The following is a 15395-nucleotide window of genomic DNA, read 5'->3' on the forward strand; positions in this document are numbered from 1 at the left end:
CCTGCCGTAAATCTTATTTATGAATCCAAAAACAAAAAAGATAATTGGCAATGTTGTGTTTGTGCTGTTCATTGGTTTATTGATATGGCCGACAAGCAGAAGTTATTTTCAACAGCTGTTGATGAAGATCGGTTTATTTAAACCGAAATTGGAAGTACCACAACAGGTTGCAGAGCCTCTCAGTTCGGGGACAGAGAATGTTGGTAAGGGCGTCACGTTTATGAATCATTTGGGCGAAACGGTATCTGTAGCAGATTTAAAAGGCAAAGTAGTGTTTATCAACTTTTGGGCAACTTGGTGTGGGCCGTGCCGCGCGGAAATGCCTTCCATCAATGTGCTTTATGATAAATTCAAAGACAATCCCAATGTGGTATTCTTAATTGTAGAGATAGAAGGTGATAAGGAAAAGGCAGCTGCTTTTGTCAAAAACGAAAAGCTAACTTTACCCATCAGCTATCCGAACAGTGATATCCCGAAAGAGTGGCTTTCGGAGTCTATTCCAAGTACAGTTATTTTGGGTAAGGACGGCAACTTGGCTACACGACATGAGGGCATGGCCGATTATTCTAAACCGGATGTGGCAACTTTTATTCAAGATTTAATCAATAAATAATTACGATCTATATATTAGCATGACCAGAGCAGAACTTATTCATCAAATCAAAGAGAAACGTTCGTTTTTATGTGTCGGATTGGACACAGACCTTACTAAGATTCCTGAACACCTGTTGGATGATGAGGATCCGATCTATAGTTTTAATAAAGCAATTATAGATGCTACAGCTGATTTATGCGTCGCTTATAAACCAAATATTGCTTTCTATGAATGTTATGGACTAAAAGGGTGGCAGTCTCTTCAAAAAACCTGGGCTGCATTGCCGAAAGATTGTTTTAGTATCGCTGATGCCAAACGTGGCGATATCGGAAATACCTCAGGCCGTTATGCAATGGCATTTTTTGATGAGTCAAATTCAGGTTTGGGATTCGACAGTATTACCATTGCTCCTTACATGGGGAAAGATTCGGTCACACCGTTTTTGGATTTCAAGGATAAGTGGGCTATTGTACTGGCATTAACATCGAATGAAGGCAGCCTGGACTTTCAAAATTTTGAAAATAAGGAAGGGCTTCAGTTATTTGAGCAGGTCATTGATAAAGTAAGTACTTGGGGAAATATAGACAATTTAATGTATGTTGTGGGTGCAACAAGGGGAGAGGGTTTTATTAAGATCCGTCAACATGCACCGGAGCATTTCCTATTGGTGCCGGGGGTAGGTGCACAGGGCGGTTCGTTAGAAGATGTATGCAAATATGGGATGAATAAAGACTGTGGTTTGCTGGTGAATAGTACCAGAGGAATTATATATGCTTCAAAAGGACGTGATTTTGCGGAACGCGCGCGTGAGGAAGCCTTGAAATTACAAAAAGAGATGGAAATTGAACTGCTAAAAGCAGGTATTATTTCCTGATTTGACATTTAATAATTCATTCGTAATACTTACCTTTGCAGCATGCCAGAAAAAATTATCATTCTAGACTTCGGGTCTCAGTACACGCAATTAATTGCAAGACGTGTCAGAGAACTAAATGTGTATTGTGAGATACACCCGTTTAATAAATTGCCAGATTTTGACGAATCTGTGAAAGGAGTTATATTCTCCGGAAGCCCCTTTTCGGTTCGACAAGAGGATGCGCCTCAAATTGATTTTTTCGCTATTCAGGAGCGATTTCCTCTTTTAGGAGTGTGTTATGGTGCACAGTATATTGCTCAAAAATCGGGTGGAGATGTACTGCCATCTGAAATCCGTGAATATGGTCGTGCAAATCTGCAATTTCTCAATAGTGAAAATGAATTGTTGGCAGGCGTACCCGTACAATCTCAGGTATGGATGTCGCATGGCGACACGATTAAGGAGGTGCCGGCAAACTTTGATATCATTGCCAGTACAGATAAAGTACGCGTAGCAGCTTACCAGGTAAAAGGCACACGTACTTATGGTATACAGTTTCATCCAGAAGTAACACACAGCACGGATGGTGCCATTTTATTGAAAAATTTTGTTGTCGGGATCTGTGGTTGCACGCAGGACTGGACTCCAGATGCATTTGTGGAGACAACCGTAGCATCATTGAAAGAACAGCTGGGTGATGACCATGTGATCATGGCATTATCCGGTGGTGTAGATTCTACTGTTGCTGCAGTTTTATTACACCACGCAATCGGACAGAAATTACATTGTATTTTCGTGGATCATGGCTTGCTTCGTAAAGATGAATACGAGCAAGTATTGGATTCTTACAAAAATATGGGTTTAAATATTAAGGGAATTAATGCAAAAGACTTATTCTATGGTCGTTTGGCAGGCGTTTCTGAACCTGAGGAGAAGCGTAAGATCATCGGTAATTCCTTTATTGATGTGTTTGACGAAGCTGCGAAGGAAATTCAAAAAGAATTACCAGAAGGAATTGAAGCCAAGTGGTTGGGGCAAGGTACAATTTATCCTGATATTATTGAATCGGTTTCGGTTAAAGGACCTTCAGCAACCATAAAATCACATCATAATGTAGGCGGTTTGCCTGATTTTATGAAGTTGAAAGTTGTTGAACCATTGAAGACGTTATTCAAAGATGAGGTTAGAAGAGTTGGTAGGGCATTAGAGGTAGATCAGGCGATTTTGGGCAGACATCCATTCCCGGGACCGGGTTTGGCCATTCGTATTTTAGGTGATATTACTGCGGAAAGAGTAAGAATTGTTCAGGAAGCAGACGCAATCTTTATCAATAATTTGAAAGAATCCGGTTGGTATGATAAAGTATGGCAAGCTGGTACGATCTTTTTACCTGTACGTTCAGTTGGTGTAATGGGTGATGAACGTACTTACGAACATGTCGTGAGTTTAAGAGCTGTAGGATCGCTTGATGGGATGACTGCAGATTGGATACATCTACCATATGACCTGTTGGCAAAAATTTCAAATGAAATTATCAACCATGTGAAAGGAATTAACAGAGTTGTATATGATATCAGTTCAAAACCACCCGCTACGATTGAGTGGGAATAAAATATGGGTTGCAGCACTCGTGGCATTATGCTTATCGAGTTGTACAACCAAAAAAAGCACAGTATTGCGTTCGCCCTCTTCTAGTCGGGGCGAACAGCAAACTGATGCCACTAAACCAAACAGTGAGAAAGATAAGCCTGCCATAAAGGTAGGTGATGTGCAAAATGTAAATGGCCATTCGGTTAAGAACAATAAAATTGCACTACTTTTGCCGTTTGAATTAAATAGTATTGCTAAAACGGTGACTACAGAAGATGTCGAGCGTTCTGCTCTGGCACTGGATTTTTACCAAGGTTTTCAATTAGGACTGGATAAGATCGCTAAAGACGGAATGCTTTTTGATTTGCAGGTTATCGACTCGCGCGATAATGTTGCCTATAATGCGTCATTGGGAACGGCGGCGGCAGTAAAGGATGCCGCGCTTGTTGTCGGGCCTGTCTATCCAAGGGAAATTCGAAGTTTTGCGCAGACTTTTGCCAACAAAAATGTTCTTCAGGTTTCTCCATTGGCAGCAACGATGGCTTCAGAATTTAGCCTGCCCAACCTTGTGTCCATGACACCGTCGATACGGACGCATGCTGAAACCTTGGCAAAATACATTGCCGACCAGTATTATACTGGCGATCAGATTTTGATCTATGATGCCGGTGATGATGAGAGCAAACAGTTTTTGGTTAATTTTGCCAATGAAGTTACAAAGGCAAATGCGCAGGCAAAGATAAAAACAGTGATGAGCATCAATGAACTCAATAATAGTCTTGTACTCGCAGGTACGAATCATGTTGTGTCGGGAACTGCGAATAAGAATCTCGTCAAAGGATTGTTGGATGCTATGGATGAGCGTTTCTTGAACCCCAGTAATCAATTTAAATTGTATGGACATCCAAACTTTTCGAAGCTTTCTTTCGAAAATTTTGAAAATATGGACTTCTATGGCTTGACGATTACGTCTTCGAGCCTGGCCGATGAATCGGATGGTGATACGAGAAAGTTTATAGCAAATTATAAATTGCTGTATAAAGTCGATCCTTCAGAGTTTTCCTATAAGGGCTATGATGCAGCTGTTTATTTTGGGCGTTTGCTCCATAAATATGGTATTGACTATGTAAGTCATATCACGCAGGAAAAATTTTCAGGGCTCAATAGCGATTATAAATTTGAGTTTTATCCAAAATGGGGCTATGCCAATAGAGCTTTAGGGATAATGGTCTATCACAACAGGAAATTTGAAAGAAAATAATCCTTGAATGGCTGAATTTACTGAAAAACGTATTTACCAACAAATACGTAATTTTGAGCGTGCAATGGATGGCTTTGAGGGAGATCAGCCATTTTCACGATATTTGACGGCTTTTTTTAAGGAAAATAAACAGATGGGATCCTCGGATCGAAAGTCTACTTCCCGTTTGTGCTATAACTATTTTCGTTTGGGAGCAGCGGCCCCACAGTTGTCACAGCAGCGACGACTGGTCCTTGCTGAGTTTTTATGTGAAAAAGACAGCCCATTGGTTAACTTACTTGAACCTGCATATCTTGAAAAGCTGGGTTTATCCATAGAGGAAAAGATTGCTTTTCTAGAATCTGAAGGACTACTAAAAAGTGAGGATCTATTTCCATTTACTGCATATTTTTCGCCCCAGATTGATACCAAACTTTTTTTGGAGAGCCAACTGGTACAACCACATCTCTATATTCGAATAAAAAGAGGTAAAAATAAAATAGTACATGCGATTTTGGACGAAAACAGGATTCCCTATCATGAATTGGGCGATCAGACTGTCGCTTTAGCGAATGGTACCTCATTGCAGCGATTTTCCACGTTGGAAGGACTTGTTGAAGTGCAGGATCTATCATCGCAGCGTACACTTGCATTTATGAAACCGGGGGAAAGGGAATTCTGGTGGGATGCTTGCGCAGCATCTGGTGGTAAATCTCTTTTGTTAATGGATGCCTGTCCCTCGATAAACCTATTGGTATCGGATCTTCGTATGAGCATTCTTCGAAATCTGGATGAGCGATTTGACCTGGCTGGAATTAAGCATTACCGAAAGAAAATACTGGACCTGACAAAAGACCCATATCCCATATTGGGCAATGAAAAATTTGACGGGGTATTATTGGATGCCCCCTGTACGGGTTCCGGGACCTGGGGGCGCACACCAGAGATGATCCGGCAGTTCAAAACCGTCAAGATCGAGGAGTTTAGCACATTGCAAAAGAAAATTGCAAGTCACGTCGCCGGTTATGTGAAAGAGGGGAAGCCACTGATCTATATTACCTGCTCGATATTTAAAGCTGAGAATGAAGAGGTGGTGGATTACATCTTAAATAATTTGGGGTTTGAACTGGAGAGCATGCGTTGCCTGGATGGCTATAAGGAAAGAGCAGATAGTATGTTTGTCTCCCGGTTGATCAAAAAATAAGCAGAATGGCCTTGAAATATCGAAGAGCTTATTCTTTTCCTAAGAATAGGCTCTTTATTTTATCTCGATCATTGCAATTCGGACAGATCCGTTAATCGCACTTGCTAGGAATGACCAGTACCGGACAGGTAGCTTTGCGGATAACGGATTCAGATACAGATCCTGAAATAAAATGGTCGAACCCAGTTCGTCCATTTGAACCCATAATGATCAGATCTGCCGACCATTCATGCGAAGCAGCAAGAATTTCTTCTTTGATGGATCCAATTCGATTGAAAAGATATACTTCTTCTGACTCCGTAAACTCGCGGCTTAATTTTTCAAGATATTTTTGCGCATTTTCCTGTTCCATTTCGGATACCTCCGGCACAATGATCGGTTGCTGTCCCAATAGGGGATCAGCTCCAAAATTAGTCGGTGAGGTGGGCGGAATAACCGTGACAAGCGCAACTGAGGCATGAAATACCTGAGCCATTTCCTTCGCATAGAGAATGGCTTTCTCTGAACATGGAGCATCATCGACTGCAACGAGTATTCTTTTGAATTTTAAATTTGTATTCTCCATATCTACTATAATTAATTTATCTTCGTTTTATAATATATAATCACATATTCGACAATTTTGTTTTGTTTGGCCAATGAAATATGGTATTTGTACATTAGCTCTTGTTCCGTTGCGTGCGGAACCGGCACATCGGAGTGAGATGGTTTCCCAGCTGTTGTTTGCTGAACTATTTGAAATTCTTGAAATACAGGCAGACTGGACATCGATCAGGCTATTAGAGACAGCTTACCCGGGCTGGATTCAGAATGGTCAATTTAGGGAACTTGATCCTGTGGAAATGGAGAAGTATCTCGCGGCAGGTCTAAGCCTGGTCGGCAGAGAAGGAGGTCTGCTTCGGAATGATACAGAGTGCCTATACCTCTGTCATGGAACAAAGCTTTATTTGGGTGAGGCAGGCCGGTTTCGGGTAGCGAAGCTGGATATGACTTACCAAGGCAGTATCAACTCCTTTTCCAGGGATGATTTTGAAACTAAAGTTGCCGAACTGGCCATGAGCTATAAGGATGCACCTTATTTATGGGGTGGACGTTCTCAGTGGGGAATAGACTGTTCTGGTTTTTCGCAGTTGATCTACAGCTGTTTTGGCATAGCTTTGCCCAGGGATGCGTATCAGCAAGCAGAACTCGGGGAGACCGTTGATTTTATTTCGGAAATTAAAGTCGGGGATTTAGCTTATTTTGACAACGCAGACGGACGGATTACCCATGTAGGCATTATGCTGGATCGGGATACCATTATTCATGCCTCCGCGAAAGTACGTATTGACCGGATGGACAATGAAGGTATTTTTAATCAGGAACTAAATCGCTATTCCCATAAATTGCGAATTATTAAACGTTATACCTAATGATGAAAAAAGGCTATAAGTATCCGTACCTATAGCCTCTTTCTTTCTTATCAACTACCGATTAGAAGTGGAATTGTACACCTAAAGTTGGTGCTAAAGAGTTCGCATCTAACCCAAATGTGTTGGTTGATCTATCATCAGTTTTATTGTTGTTATAGTTGTAGTATAAACCTCTAACCTTTAATTCGATACCAATTTTGCTCGTTGGGAAATACGCCAAACCCGGAGCCAATTCGACGCCATAGTTTTCGAATTTTGTTTCTGTTTTTGCGTTATTTGTTTCCGCTGTAGTTTTTCCCCAAGACATTGGTACGGATAATTGTGCAAAGAATCTTAATGGACCATTAGCAGAGTATTTTCTTACGAATGGAGCTACTTGAAAAGCATCAACTTTAGTACTATTGTTTTTATCAGTTTCGTTTTTTCTCCAATTGTAACCAACACCAGTACCTACCGCCCAGTTGTCGCTGACAAAATAGCCAACAGTTGGGTTGATCGAAAACGAATTATTTTTATGATCTGTATCTTTAACTTTTGAAGTTTCGAAGCCAACTTGACCGCCAACCATAATTTTTCCTTTTTCAGTTTGTGCGTTTGCTGCAATTGTTAAACCTGCAATGGCAGTTAATGTAAGTAAAACTTTTTTCATGTCTTTTTATTTTAATAGTTTGTTCTAGAGCCAGTAATTACTTTCTGACTTTTTAAATTCATTAGTCAAATATCGCAAAGTTATTTTATTTTATTGTCACTATATTGTCTAGATATTTTATTAAAATCGTAAGTTATAGTGGTTCAATTGATTAAATTTTATGTTTTTTTTATAAATTTCTTATTGTTTTAACAATGTTTGAAAAGTGTTGACTTTTTGTAATTATTTGTCAATTTGACGTAAGAAAACAAAAAAAGTCCTATATCAATTGATATAGGACTCTCCATGTCGTTGTTTAATCCGACTTTTTATTCGAAATATTCTTTTATGCGTTCAAAGAATGACTTCTCACTTTTACCAGGTTGCGGTTTGAAGTTCGGCGATTCTTTGAGTTTATTTAATAGTTCTTTTTCTTCGCTGGATACAGCTTTTGGTGTCCAGATATTCACATAAACAAGTTGATCCCCTTTGTGGTAGGAATTAACTTCGGGAATACCTTTTCCTTTTAGACGTAATATTTTCCCCCCCTGCGTTCCGGGTTCAATTTTTATTTTGGCTTTTCCGTCAATTGTAGGCACTTCTACACTAGTACCTAATGTAGCGTCCACAAAATTAATGTATAGATCATAAATGACATTTAGGCCATCACGTTTTAAGCTTTCGTGAGGTACTTCTTCGATTAATATGATCAGGTCTCCCGGAATACCACCGCGCGGAGCTGCGTTACCCTTACCGCTCATTGAGAGCTGCATTCCTTCGCTCACTCCTGCAGGAATATTGATCGCAATTGTTTCTTCACCGCGTTCTAATCCTTCACCTCGACAAGTTGTACATTTTGCGGTAATTTCAACACCTTCGCCATTACAGGTAGGGCAGGTGCTGGTGGTTTGCATTTGTCCCAAAATGGTGTTGGTCACTCTGCGTACTGATCCTGAGCCACCACAGGTTTTACAGGTATGGAAAGACGATTTATCTTTTGCTCCTGTGCCATCACAGCTATGACAGGAAACTTGTTTGTTTACTTTAACTTTTTTCTCAACACCTTTAGCGATTTCTTCAAGAGTCAATTTAACTTTAATACGTAAATTGCTTCCACGCGCTACGCGACGTCCTCCACGTTGACCTCCCCCGCCACCTCCAAAGAAGCTTTCGAACGGATGTCCGCCGCCAAAAATATCACCGAACTGACTGAATATATCGTCCATATTCATGCCACCGCCACCGTAACCACCGCTTGCTGAATTACCGGCGTGACCAAATTGGTCGTAGCGTTGACGTTTTTGTGGATTGCTCAAGATATCGTATGCCTCAGCAGCTTCCTTAAATTTTTCCTCAGCTTCATGGTCACCGGGATTTTTATCCGGGTGATATTTTATCGCTAATTTGCGATAGGCTGATTTAATCTCCTTCTCGTCCGCTGAACGCGCGACACCAAGTATATCGTAATAATCTCTTTTTGACATCGTCTTACTATTATTGACCTATAACTACTTTCGCGTGACGGATCACTTTGTCACCTAGGTAGTACCCTTTTTCGATAACGTCCACTACTTTATTTTTTAAATCTGCCGTTGGTGCTGGAATAGATGTAATGGCTTCCTGCAATTCAGGGTCAAATGTCTGACCGATCGTTTCCATTTCTTTTAACCCCAATTGAGACAATGTCTGTCTTAGTTTGTTGTTAACTATATCCATTCCCGTTTTGACAGATACCACATCTGTTGCAGTTTCCATGGCATTTAAGGCACGGTCAAAATCATCCAAGGTAGGTAATAACTTTCCGATCACATCTTTTCCCGCTGATTGAATCAATTCAACACGTTCTTTGCTCGTACGTTTTCTGTAATTGTCAAATTCAGCAGATAGACGAATGTATTTATCCTTTGCCTCTGCCAATTCAGCTGCCAGCTTCTCTTCAGGAGACAATTCTACCTGATTTTCCGAAGGCTGCTCCTGTTGATCAGAAGAATTAGTTTCTACTTGATCTTGACTCTCATCATAATAATTATCTTGCTCATTCATATCTTCAATGCTAAAATAGATTCAAAAATTTACTATACCTTCTTTTGTCAAAGTTTTTGCCAAATAATAAAATTCCGACAGCTTGTCAGATTTTACCAAAAAAGCCTAACAATTTGTCGGAATTTGTAAAAATGTCTTTTTAACTGTCAGTTTTTCGTTTAGATGCTGACATCATCCTGTAGAATACCGTCCCCAGTTTTGATAATCCGGGATGGCATATTGCGAATAATGGTATAATCGTGAGTAGCCATTAAAATTGCTGTTCCAGAATTGGCAATGTCGCGCAATAATAGGACAATTTCTTCCGACGTCGCCGGATCCAGATTACCCGTAGGCTCATCCGCCAAAATGATCTCCGGATTATTCAATAGTGCGCGAGCAATAACAATCCGCTGTTGTTCACCACCTGAAAGCTCATGGGGCATTTTTTTTAATTTGGAACGGAGCCCTACTTTTTCCAAGACGTCCAAAATACGTGCATCGATCATTTTTTTATCTTTCCAGCCCGTCGCCTTTAAGGCAAACTCCAAGTTCTTCTCGATCGTCCGGTCTGAGAGTAAATGAAAATCCTGAAAGACAATTCCCAATTTCCTACGTAAATAGGGGACATCATTTTCATGAAGTTTCTTTAAATCAAAGCCAGCAATCATTCCTTCGCCATTGCCGATATATAAATCGCCATAGATGATTTTTAATAAACTACTTTTCCCACTGCCAGACTGTCCGATAAGATAGAGAAACTCTCCCTTGCCGATACTTAAATTGACATTGGATAATACCAGATGTTTCTGTTGAAAGATATCAACGTTCTTTAATGTAATTACTTTATTTTCAATCATGGGCGTTAAAACTCTAATTTTTTAATTTGGCCAAAGGGCATTTCTTTGACCAATTGCATGATATATTCTGCCTTTTCTCCTAATCCGATCTTTTCAAGCGATTTGTCAGGCCGATCTACTCTAAAATATGCCAACAAGGTGAAAGCATCATCTCGCAGCTGCACATAGTCGGGGATTTTGGCGACACCTCTTACTTTAATGATATACATGATTTCAAAGTTAGTATTTTTAATGCAATTTCCGTACTACGAAATTAACCGAAGCTTACTGGTTTGCAAATAAGAAGTCTAAGGTATTAATCCCATCTGCATAATCATCCAAAGCAGGAGACTGACTTTCACCAAAATGAAAAACTGGTGACTGAATATTCAATTGCACTTCGGATACCACACATTGGATGTTTTCAGCCTGTTGATTTAACTCGTTTTCGACGTCTCCAAGACTGTTGTATTCTTCATAATAAACGACAGATAGCGGAGATGCTGTACGCTCATCCTGTTTGAGCAATAGAAACCCATTATCAAAATGCTTGTCGCCATTGATCAGATAGATGGATTTATTATAGTCGTAATTGTTATTGTATTTATAGTGTTCGGAGACATCTTTAAAATTTGCTATTCCTTCAAAAAAATGGGAAACATTATAGCCTTTCGGGACAAAAATTTTGGATACGGAACGACAGCCGAGTCCGAAATAATCGAAGATGTCGTGTCCCAGAGCTTGTAGTTGTGCAGCGGATTCCGTACCGGTAATAACGCCAACACTATTTCTGTTACGTCGGATAATATGCGGCTTAACTCCAAAATAATAATCAAAGTAACGGGCCGTATTGTTTGATCCGGTCGCAATGACGAGATCAAAGTCTTTAAGTTTATCTACGATTTCAAAAGCGGTTTCAAAAGCGGGTTCGATTTGTTTTAAACGATTGAGTACAAAGGTTGTTAAACCGGCGTCATCGGAGGATACTTTAATTTTTGCCTTAAATCCGCTGATTAATACACAAAGGATGTCATGAAAACCAACCAGCGGAATATTTCCGGCGAGAATCAAGCCTACTGTTTTAGCTGATTCGTTATCCGGATAGTCTTGTAACCAGTAACTGAGCTGCTCTGCCGTTAAGTTGGAAGCAATCGCATGTAGGGCGTTTTCGATATTTTTTAGGGTATACCAAGGGTTTTTATGTTGTGCCAGTTGAATGATCTGAACAAGATCTTCAGGCTGCTTTTTCAACAGTTCACCCAGTTTTACAAACGCATTTATTCGTTGTTGCTTTGTCAAAATATTAAATTTTTAAAAGATGAATACACAAATTTGTGTTATATTTGTGCTGTTAACATTAATCAACGTGAATCAACTAGCCTTATTGTACAATCAGACTTTGTTTTCATATTGATAATGCAAAAATAGTTTATTTATCATAATTGTGAGGTTATAAATGGCGATTAAAATTACAGACGAATGCATTAACTGTGGTGCTTGCGAACCAGAATGCCCAAATAATGCAATATACGATGCTGGTGTAACTTGGAAATTCTCAGATGGGACTGCTTTAGATGGTGTTATAGATTTTGGTGATGGCGTTACGCTGGATGCGAATGAATCACAGGAAGCGATCTCAAATGAAGTCTATTATATTGTTTCAGATAAATGTACGGAGTGCGTAGGTTTTCATGACGAACCCCAATGTGCGGCTGTTTGTCCGGTTGATTGTTGTGTGGATGACGAAGATGTACGTGAGTCTAACGATGAGCTATTGGCGAAAAAAGCTTGGTTACACGCGGAATAATTTTTTGATTCCGTTAAAATATAAAGCAGGGTAAGAAATTATCCTGCTTTTTTTATGCTCCGGCATTTTCGTGAAATCGGTATTTTGTTGTGAAACAGGGGCTGTTTAAATAATAATATTTGCAAAAGCATAGGATTTTTTTATTTTTGTTCTTTTGACCATTAAAATCTTTTAAATGTTAAAAACCAAAATAGGGTACATCACCCTTATCACAGTTACATTAGCTTGTATCATTGCTGTATTATACGAATTTGATGTTGTAGGCTTTTCGCATGAATTTCTAATGGCTGTCCGTTGGATAGTTGCCACCATTTTGGTTGTGAATGCGCTTTATAAGAAAAATTTGACCACCTGGATTCTGACCTGTATGATCCTGGGTATTTTTGTTGGTCTGGATTTTCCCAATCTGGCAATTTCTTTGCAGCCATTGAGCAAAGGTTTCATCAAGCTGGTGAAAACAATTGTAGGGCCTATTCTTTTTGCTACACTGGTTTATGGTATTGCTGGGCACTCTGATCTGAAACAGGTAGGGCGTATGGCCTGGAAGTCTATGCTGTATTTCTTCTGTGCAACGACCTGTGCTATTTTTATTGGTTTGGGTGCCATTAATCTGACCCGTGCAGGAATAGGTGTGGATGTCGCACATATGCCACATGAGGAGCTACCGGCGCCTAAAGAAAGTATGGATGAACATGTCTTGAAATCGCTGCCCGATAATGTACATCCCGTTTACAAATTCACTTCATTTATCCGAGATCTCTTTCCTGAAAATATCGTAAAATCTGTTGCCGATAATCAGGTCCTACAGATCGTTGTCTTTTCGGTGCTATTCGGAATAGGGCTTGCAATGGTCGATGAGAAGAAGCGGAAACCTTTGGTCGATTTTACGGAAAGTATGTCTGAGACAATGTTTAAGTTTACGAATATCATTATGTATTTTGCGCCGGTTGGGGTGGGAGCGGCAATGGCCTATACGGTAGGACATCTTGGTGTTGATATTTTGAAAAACCTATTTATGCTGTTGGCAACATTGTATTTTGCATTGTTTTGCTTTCTGACTTTGGTGTTGCTTCCTGTTGCACTTTACTTAAAGATTCCTGTCAGACGTTTTATTAATGCCATCAAAGAACCTGTATCTATTGCTTTTGCCACGACAAGTTCAGATGCTGCTTTGCCAAAAGCAATTAGCGCAATGGAGAAATTTGGTGTTCCGCGTAAGATCGTTTCATTTGTTATCCCGACAGGCTATAGCTTTAACCTAGACGGTACTTCGCTGTATTTATCGCTGGCTGCAATTTTTGTTGCGCAGGCAGCTGGTATTCACTTATCGTTTGGACAGCAGCTCATGATTGCCTTCACATTGATGATTACCTCCAAAGGAGTTGCGGCAGTGCCCCGTGCTTCCTTAATTATCTTAATAGCAACGGCTGATCAGTTTGGTCTGCCAACCTTTGTTATCGCCGCGATTTTGGGTATAGATGAATTGATGGATATGGCACGTACTTCAGTTAACGTTGTTGGTAACTGTCTTGCAACGGTCGTTGTCGCTAAATGGGAGGGTGAATTTGATGAAGAAGCACCTTACCGGGAAGATACCGAAGAATTGGTTTAATTGATATACCAATTGACTTATAAAAAAGCGGCTCCAACGCATTGTGTGTTGGAGCCGCTTTTTTTTCTCAATGTGTCTGTTTTCTATTGATCAGCAAGAACCTTCAGTTGGTTTCATCGTGTTGGTGCTTTATAAGTGCGTGAAGGTTTTGCTGATTGATCGAAGCTGACTACCCGCCCATCTACATAATACCAGAGGTCGCCTTGTTGTTTAAATGTAGACTTTTCATGATGAATCTGTACTTGCAGCGCCGAATCCAAATAATGCGCTTCAAACTCTACCGTGGAAGATGTTGCTTTCAGTATATTGAGCTGCATCCACTTATTTTCCTGTGCCCATTGCTGAATCGCATCCCTGTGCTGGAATCTTCGTGTGGTCGGGTGGAATGTGTTGTATAAAAAGTCAATGTTTCCTACAGCAAAAGCACTGTAGCGTGCCCGCATAAGTGCTTCGGCAGTAGTTGCTTTGGTATGGTTGCTGTGCACTTGGCGACAGCATTCCGCAAAAGTCAGTCCTGAGCCACAAGGGCAAGAGTAGGGTGTTTCAATCATAATTTTTAGCATTTACCAGCCTTTAATGGCACCGTTTTTAAACACCTTTTTCGCTGTTGCTTCTACTTCCGGAGATTGATAAGATTGTATAAACTGCTGTACTTTTTCGTCATTTTTATTATCTGCCCGCGCAACGATTAAGTTGACATAAGGAGATTCTTTATCTTCTGTAAACAATCCCTGTTTTTCAGGGTCCAATCCGGCCTGTGAAGCAAAGCTATTATTGATGATCGCTATTGCAACCTGAGGATCATCTAGTACGCGGGGTAACTGTGGAGCTTCCATCTCAATGAATTTGATCTGCTTCGGATTGCTGACAATATCTGTCACTTTTGGTTGTATGCCCACATTCTCCTTTAAACCGATAATCCCCTCACGCTGGAGAAGTAATAGCGAGCGTCCGCCGTTTGTAGGGTCATTTGGGATAGCGATAGTCGCGCCAGGCTGAAGCTCGGTGATGGTTTTGATCTTTTTGGAATAGGCGACAATCGGGAATACAAACGTATTGCCCACGATAGTCAATTTGGTAAAACCACGTTGTTTGGACTGCTCCTGTAGATAAGGCTGGTGCTGAAACACATTGACATCGATATCACCTTGATTCAAGGCTTCATTCGGCACAACGTAATCATTGAAAGAAATTAGTTCCACATCCAGATTGAACTTTTCTTTTGCAACTTTCTTAGCCGTTTCAGCAAGTTCCTTTTCAGGACCTGTTACCACACCAACCCTAAGGGTATTTTCCTTCTTTTCCCTGTTATTACAAGCTACAATAGTCGTCAGACTAAAGGCTAAGATTGCAAATGCATAGTTCAATTTTTTCATCTGTTTGATTTGTTTATTCATTAATCAATTTTCCCTTTAAGTCATTATTCATAAGTGTTTATTTCAATGGTATTCATGAGCTCGTTGCACTCGGTTCATGCTGCCTTCGGTGGTTTCACTTGTAATGAAGCTATCAGATTTATTCCTCGAGTGTATGTTTTAAGCGGTATTTATGAGTTCGCTTTGTTCGGTTATTCACTCTACAGTATGATCA

The 15395-nt window shown here is 40.2% G+C and carries 17 protein-coding genes; 8 read left to right on the forward strand and 9 right to left on the reverse strand.

The genetic code is table 11. The annotated features are described in order from the left end of the window. The first annotated feature begins 19 nt into the window (after positions 1-19). From D7322_RS05310 to D7322_RS05330, 5 genes are read left to right on the forward strand one after another with little or no spacing between them, the layout of a single operon-like run. Entirely contained in the window at positions 20-613 is a 594-nt protein-coding gene (locus tag D7322_RS05310; protein ID WP_121121961.1) for a TlpA family protein disulfide reductase, read from the forward strand. Between the two features lie 19 nt (positions 614-632). After that, positions 633-1469 (forward strand): orotidine-5'-phosphate decarboxylase, encoded by an 837-nt coding sequence (pyrF, locus tag D7322_RS05315; protein WP_121121964.1) that lies wholly within the window; start codon positions 633-635, stop codon positions 1467-1469. 42 nt (positions 1470-1511) lie between these two features. Beyond that, positions 1512-3062 (forward strand): glutamine-hydrolyzing GMP synthase, encoded by a 1551-nt coding sequence (gene guaA, locus D7322_RS05320; RefSeq protein WP_121121966.1) that lies wholly within the window; start codon positions 1512-1514, stop codon positions 3060-3062. After that, positions 3019-4302 carry an ABC transporter substrate-binding protein gene (locus D7322_RS05325; protein WP_121121967.1) on the forward strand — a complete coding sequence of 428 codons (1284 nt, stop codon included), beginning with the start codon at positions 3019-3021 and terminating at the stop codon, positions 4300-4302. Before guaA ends, D7322_RS05325 begins: the two co-directional genes overlap by 44 nt. A 7-nt stretch (positions 4303-4309) precedes the next feature. After that, complete coding sequence (locus D7322_RS05330; protein ID WP_121121970.1) at positions 4310-5485, forward strand: RsmB/NOP family class I SAM-dependent RNA methyltransferase; 1176 nt, start codon at positions 4310-4312, stop codon at positions 5483-5485. 91 nt (positions 5486-5576) lie between these two features. Here the strand turns inward: D7322_RS05330 and D7322_RS05335 are convergent, their stop codons facing one another. After that, positions 5577-6050 (reverse strand): universal stress protein, encoded by a 474-nt coding sequence (locus tag D7322_RS05335; protein ID WP_121121972.1) that lies wholly within the window; start codon positions 6048-6050, stop codon positions 5577-5579. A gap of 73 nt (positions 6051-6123) precedes the next feature. On the opposite strand from D7322_RS05335, the gene D7322_RS05340 reads away from it, so the two are divergent. Beyond that, positions 6124-6897 (forward strand): C40 family peptidase, encoded by a 774-nt coding sequence (locus D7322_RS05340; protein ID WP_121121974.1) that lies wholly within the window; start codon positions 6124-6126, stop codon positions 6895-6897. Positions 6898-6958: 61 nt separating this feature from the next. Here D7322_RS05340 and D7322_RS05345 read toward each other — a convergent pair whose 3' ends face one another. The 6 genes from D7322_RS05345 to D7322_RS05370 form a co-directional block, all read right to left on the reverse strand. Then, positions 6959-7546 (reverse strand): outer membrane beta-barrel protein, encoded by a 588-nt coding sequence (locus D7322_RS05345; RefSeq protein ID WP_121121976.1) that lies wholly within the window; start codon positions 7544-7546, stop codon positions 6959-6961. Between the two features lie 308 nt (positions 7547-7854). Next, complete coding sequence (gene dnaJ / locus D7322_RS05350) at positions 7855-9009, reverse strand: molecular chaperone DnaJ (RefSeq protein ID WP_121121978.1); 1155 nt, start codon at positions 9007-9009, stop codon at positions 7855-7857. A 10-nt stretch (positions 9010-9019) separates the two neighbouring features. Continuing rightward, positions 9020-9568 (reverse strand): nucleotide exchange factor GrpE, encoded by a 549-nt coding sequence (locus tag D7322_RS05355; protein ID WP_121121980.1) that lies wholly within the window; start codon positions 9566-9568, stop codon positions 9020-9022. A gap of 158 nt (positions 9569-9726) precedes the next feature. Continuing rightward, positions 9727-10407 (reverse strand): cell division ATP-binding protein FtsE, encoded by a 681-nt coding sequence (locus D7322_RS05360; protein ID WP_108631978.1) that lies wholly within the window; start codon positions 10405-10407, stop codon positions 9727-9729. A gap of 5 nt (positions 10408-10412) precedes the next feature. Continuing rightward, the gene (locus D7322_RS05365; RefSeq protein ID WP_121121982.1) at positions 10413-10616 is read right to left on the reverse strand and encodes a fructose-6-phosphate aldolase; all 204 of its coding nucleotides are present in this window, start codon (positions 10614-10616) and stop codon (positions 10413-10415) included. 55 nt (positions 10617-10671) lie between these two features. After that, a complete protein-coding gene (locus D7322_RS05370) occupies positions 10672-11685 on the reverse strand; it encodes an acyl-CoA reductase (protein ID WP_121121984.1) in 1014 nt (337 codons plus the stop codon). Between the two features lie 157 nt (positions 11686-11842). Between D7322_RS05370 and D7322_RS05375 the strand changes: the two genes are divergently transcribed. Together D7322_RS05375 and D7322_RS05380 are read left to right on the forward strand one after the other, a co-directional pair. Further along, positions 11843-12193 carry a 4Fe-4S dicluster domain-containing protein gene (locus D7322_RS05375; protein ID WP_046672889.1) on the forward strand — a complete coding sequence of 117 codons (351 nt, stop codon included), beginning with the start codon at positions 11843-11845 and terminating at the stop codon, positions 12191-12193. Between the two features lie 175 nt (positions 12194-12368). Further along, the gene (locus tag D7322_RS05380; protein ID WP_121121986.1) at positions 12369-13805 is read left to right on the forward strand and encodes a dicarboxylate/amino acid:cation symporter; all 1437 of its coding nucleotides are present in this window, start codon (positions 12369-12371) and stop codon (positions 13803-13805) included. Between the two features lie 113 nt (positions 13806-13918). Here the strand turns inward: D7322_RS05380 and D7322_RS05385 are convergent, their stop codons facing one another. Both D7322_RS05385 and metQ read right to left on the reverse strand, forming a co-directional pair. Continuing rightward, the gene (locus D7322_RS05385; RefSeq protein ID WP_245971257.1) at positions 13919-14368 is read right to left on the reverse strand and encodes a YchJ family protein; all 450 of its coding nucleotides are present in this window, start codon (positions 14366-14368) and stop codon (positions 13919-13921) included. Then, positions 14369-15181, reverse strand: a complete 813-nt coding sequence (gene metQ, locus D7322_RS05390; protein ID WP_121122143.1) for a methionine ABC transporter substrate-binding lipoprotein MetQ — start codon at positions 15179-15181, stop codon at positions 14369-14371. Positions 15182-15395: the final 214 nt, after the last annotated feature.

This window comes from Sphingobacterium puteale (genome assembly GCF_003627955.1).
Lineage (GTDB): Bacteria > Bacteroidota > Bacteroidia > Sphingobacteriales > Sphingobacteriaceae > Sphingobacterium > Sphingobacterium puteale.

What these genes read in the sequence shown, in the direction of transcription:
- D7322_RS05310 (WP_121121961.1), top strand. Translation starts at nt 20, where the DNA reads ATGAATCCAAAAACAAAAAAGATAATTGGCAATGTTGTGTTTGTGCTG.
- pyrF (WP_121121964.1), top strand. Translation starts at nt 633, where the DNA reads ATGACCAGAGCAGAACTTATTCATCAAATCAAAGAGAAACGTTCGTTT.
- guaA (WP_121121966.1), top strand. Translation starts at nt 1,512, where the DNA reads ATGCCAGAAAAAATTATCATTCTAGACTTCGGGTCTCAGTACACGCAA.
- D7322_RS05325 (WP_121121967.1), top strand. Translation starts at nt 3,019, where the DNA reads ATGATATCAGTTCAAAACCACCCGCTACGATTGAGTGGGAATAAAATA.
- D7322_RS05330 (WP_121121970.1), top strand. Translation starts at nt 4,310, where the DNA reads ATGGCTGAATTTACTGAAAAACGTATTTACCAACAAATACGTAATTTT.
- D7322_RS05335 (WP_121121972.1), bottom strand. Translation starts at nt 6,050, where the DNA reads ATGGAGAATACAAATTTAAAATTCAAAAGAATACTCGTTGCAGTCGAT.
- D7322_RS05340 (WP_121121974.1), top strand. Translation starts at nt 6,124, where the DNA reads ATGAAATATGGTATTTGTACATTAGCTCTTGTTCCGTTGCGTGCGGAA.
- D7322_RS05345 (WP_121121976.1), bottom strand. Translation starts at nt 7,546, where the DNA reads ATGAAAAAAGTTTTACTTACATTAACTGCCATTGCAGGTTTAACAATT.
- dnaJ (WP_121121978.1), bottom strand. Translation starts at nt 9,009, where the DNA reads ATGTCAAAAAGAGATTATTACGATATACTTGGTGTCGCGCGTTCAGCG.
- D7322_RS05355 (WP_121121980.1), bottom strand. Translation starts at nt 9,568, where the DNA reads ATGAATGAGCAAGATAATTATTATGATGAGAGTCAAGATCAAGTAGAA.
- D7322_RS05360 (WP_108631978.1), bottom strand. Translation starts at nt 10,407, where the DNA reads ATGATTGAAAATAAAGTAATTACATTAAAGAACGTTGATATCTTTCAA.
- D7322_RS05365 (WP_121121982.1), bottom strand. Translation starts at nt 10,616, where the DNA reads ATGTATATCATTAAAGTAAGAGGTGTCGCCAAAATCCCCGACTATGTG.
- D7322_RS05375 (WP_046672889.1), top strand. Translation starts at nt 11,843, where the DNA reads ATGGCGATTAAAATTACAGACGAATGCATTAACTGTGGTGCTTGCGAA.
- D7322_RS05380 (WP_121121986.1), top strand. Translation starts at nt 12,369, where the DNA reads ATGTTAAAAACCAAAATAGGGTACATCACCCTTATCACAGTTACATTA.
- D7322_RS05385 (WP_245971257.1), bottom strand. Translation starts at nt 14,368, where the DNA reads ATGCTAAAAATTATGATTGAAACACCCTACTCTTGCCCTTGTGGCTCA.
- metQ (WP_121122143.1), bottom strand. Translation starts at nt 15,181, where the DNA reads ATGAAAAAATTGAACTATGCATTTGCAATCTTAGCCTTTAGTCTGACG.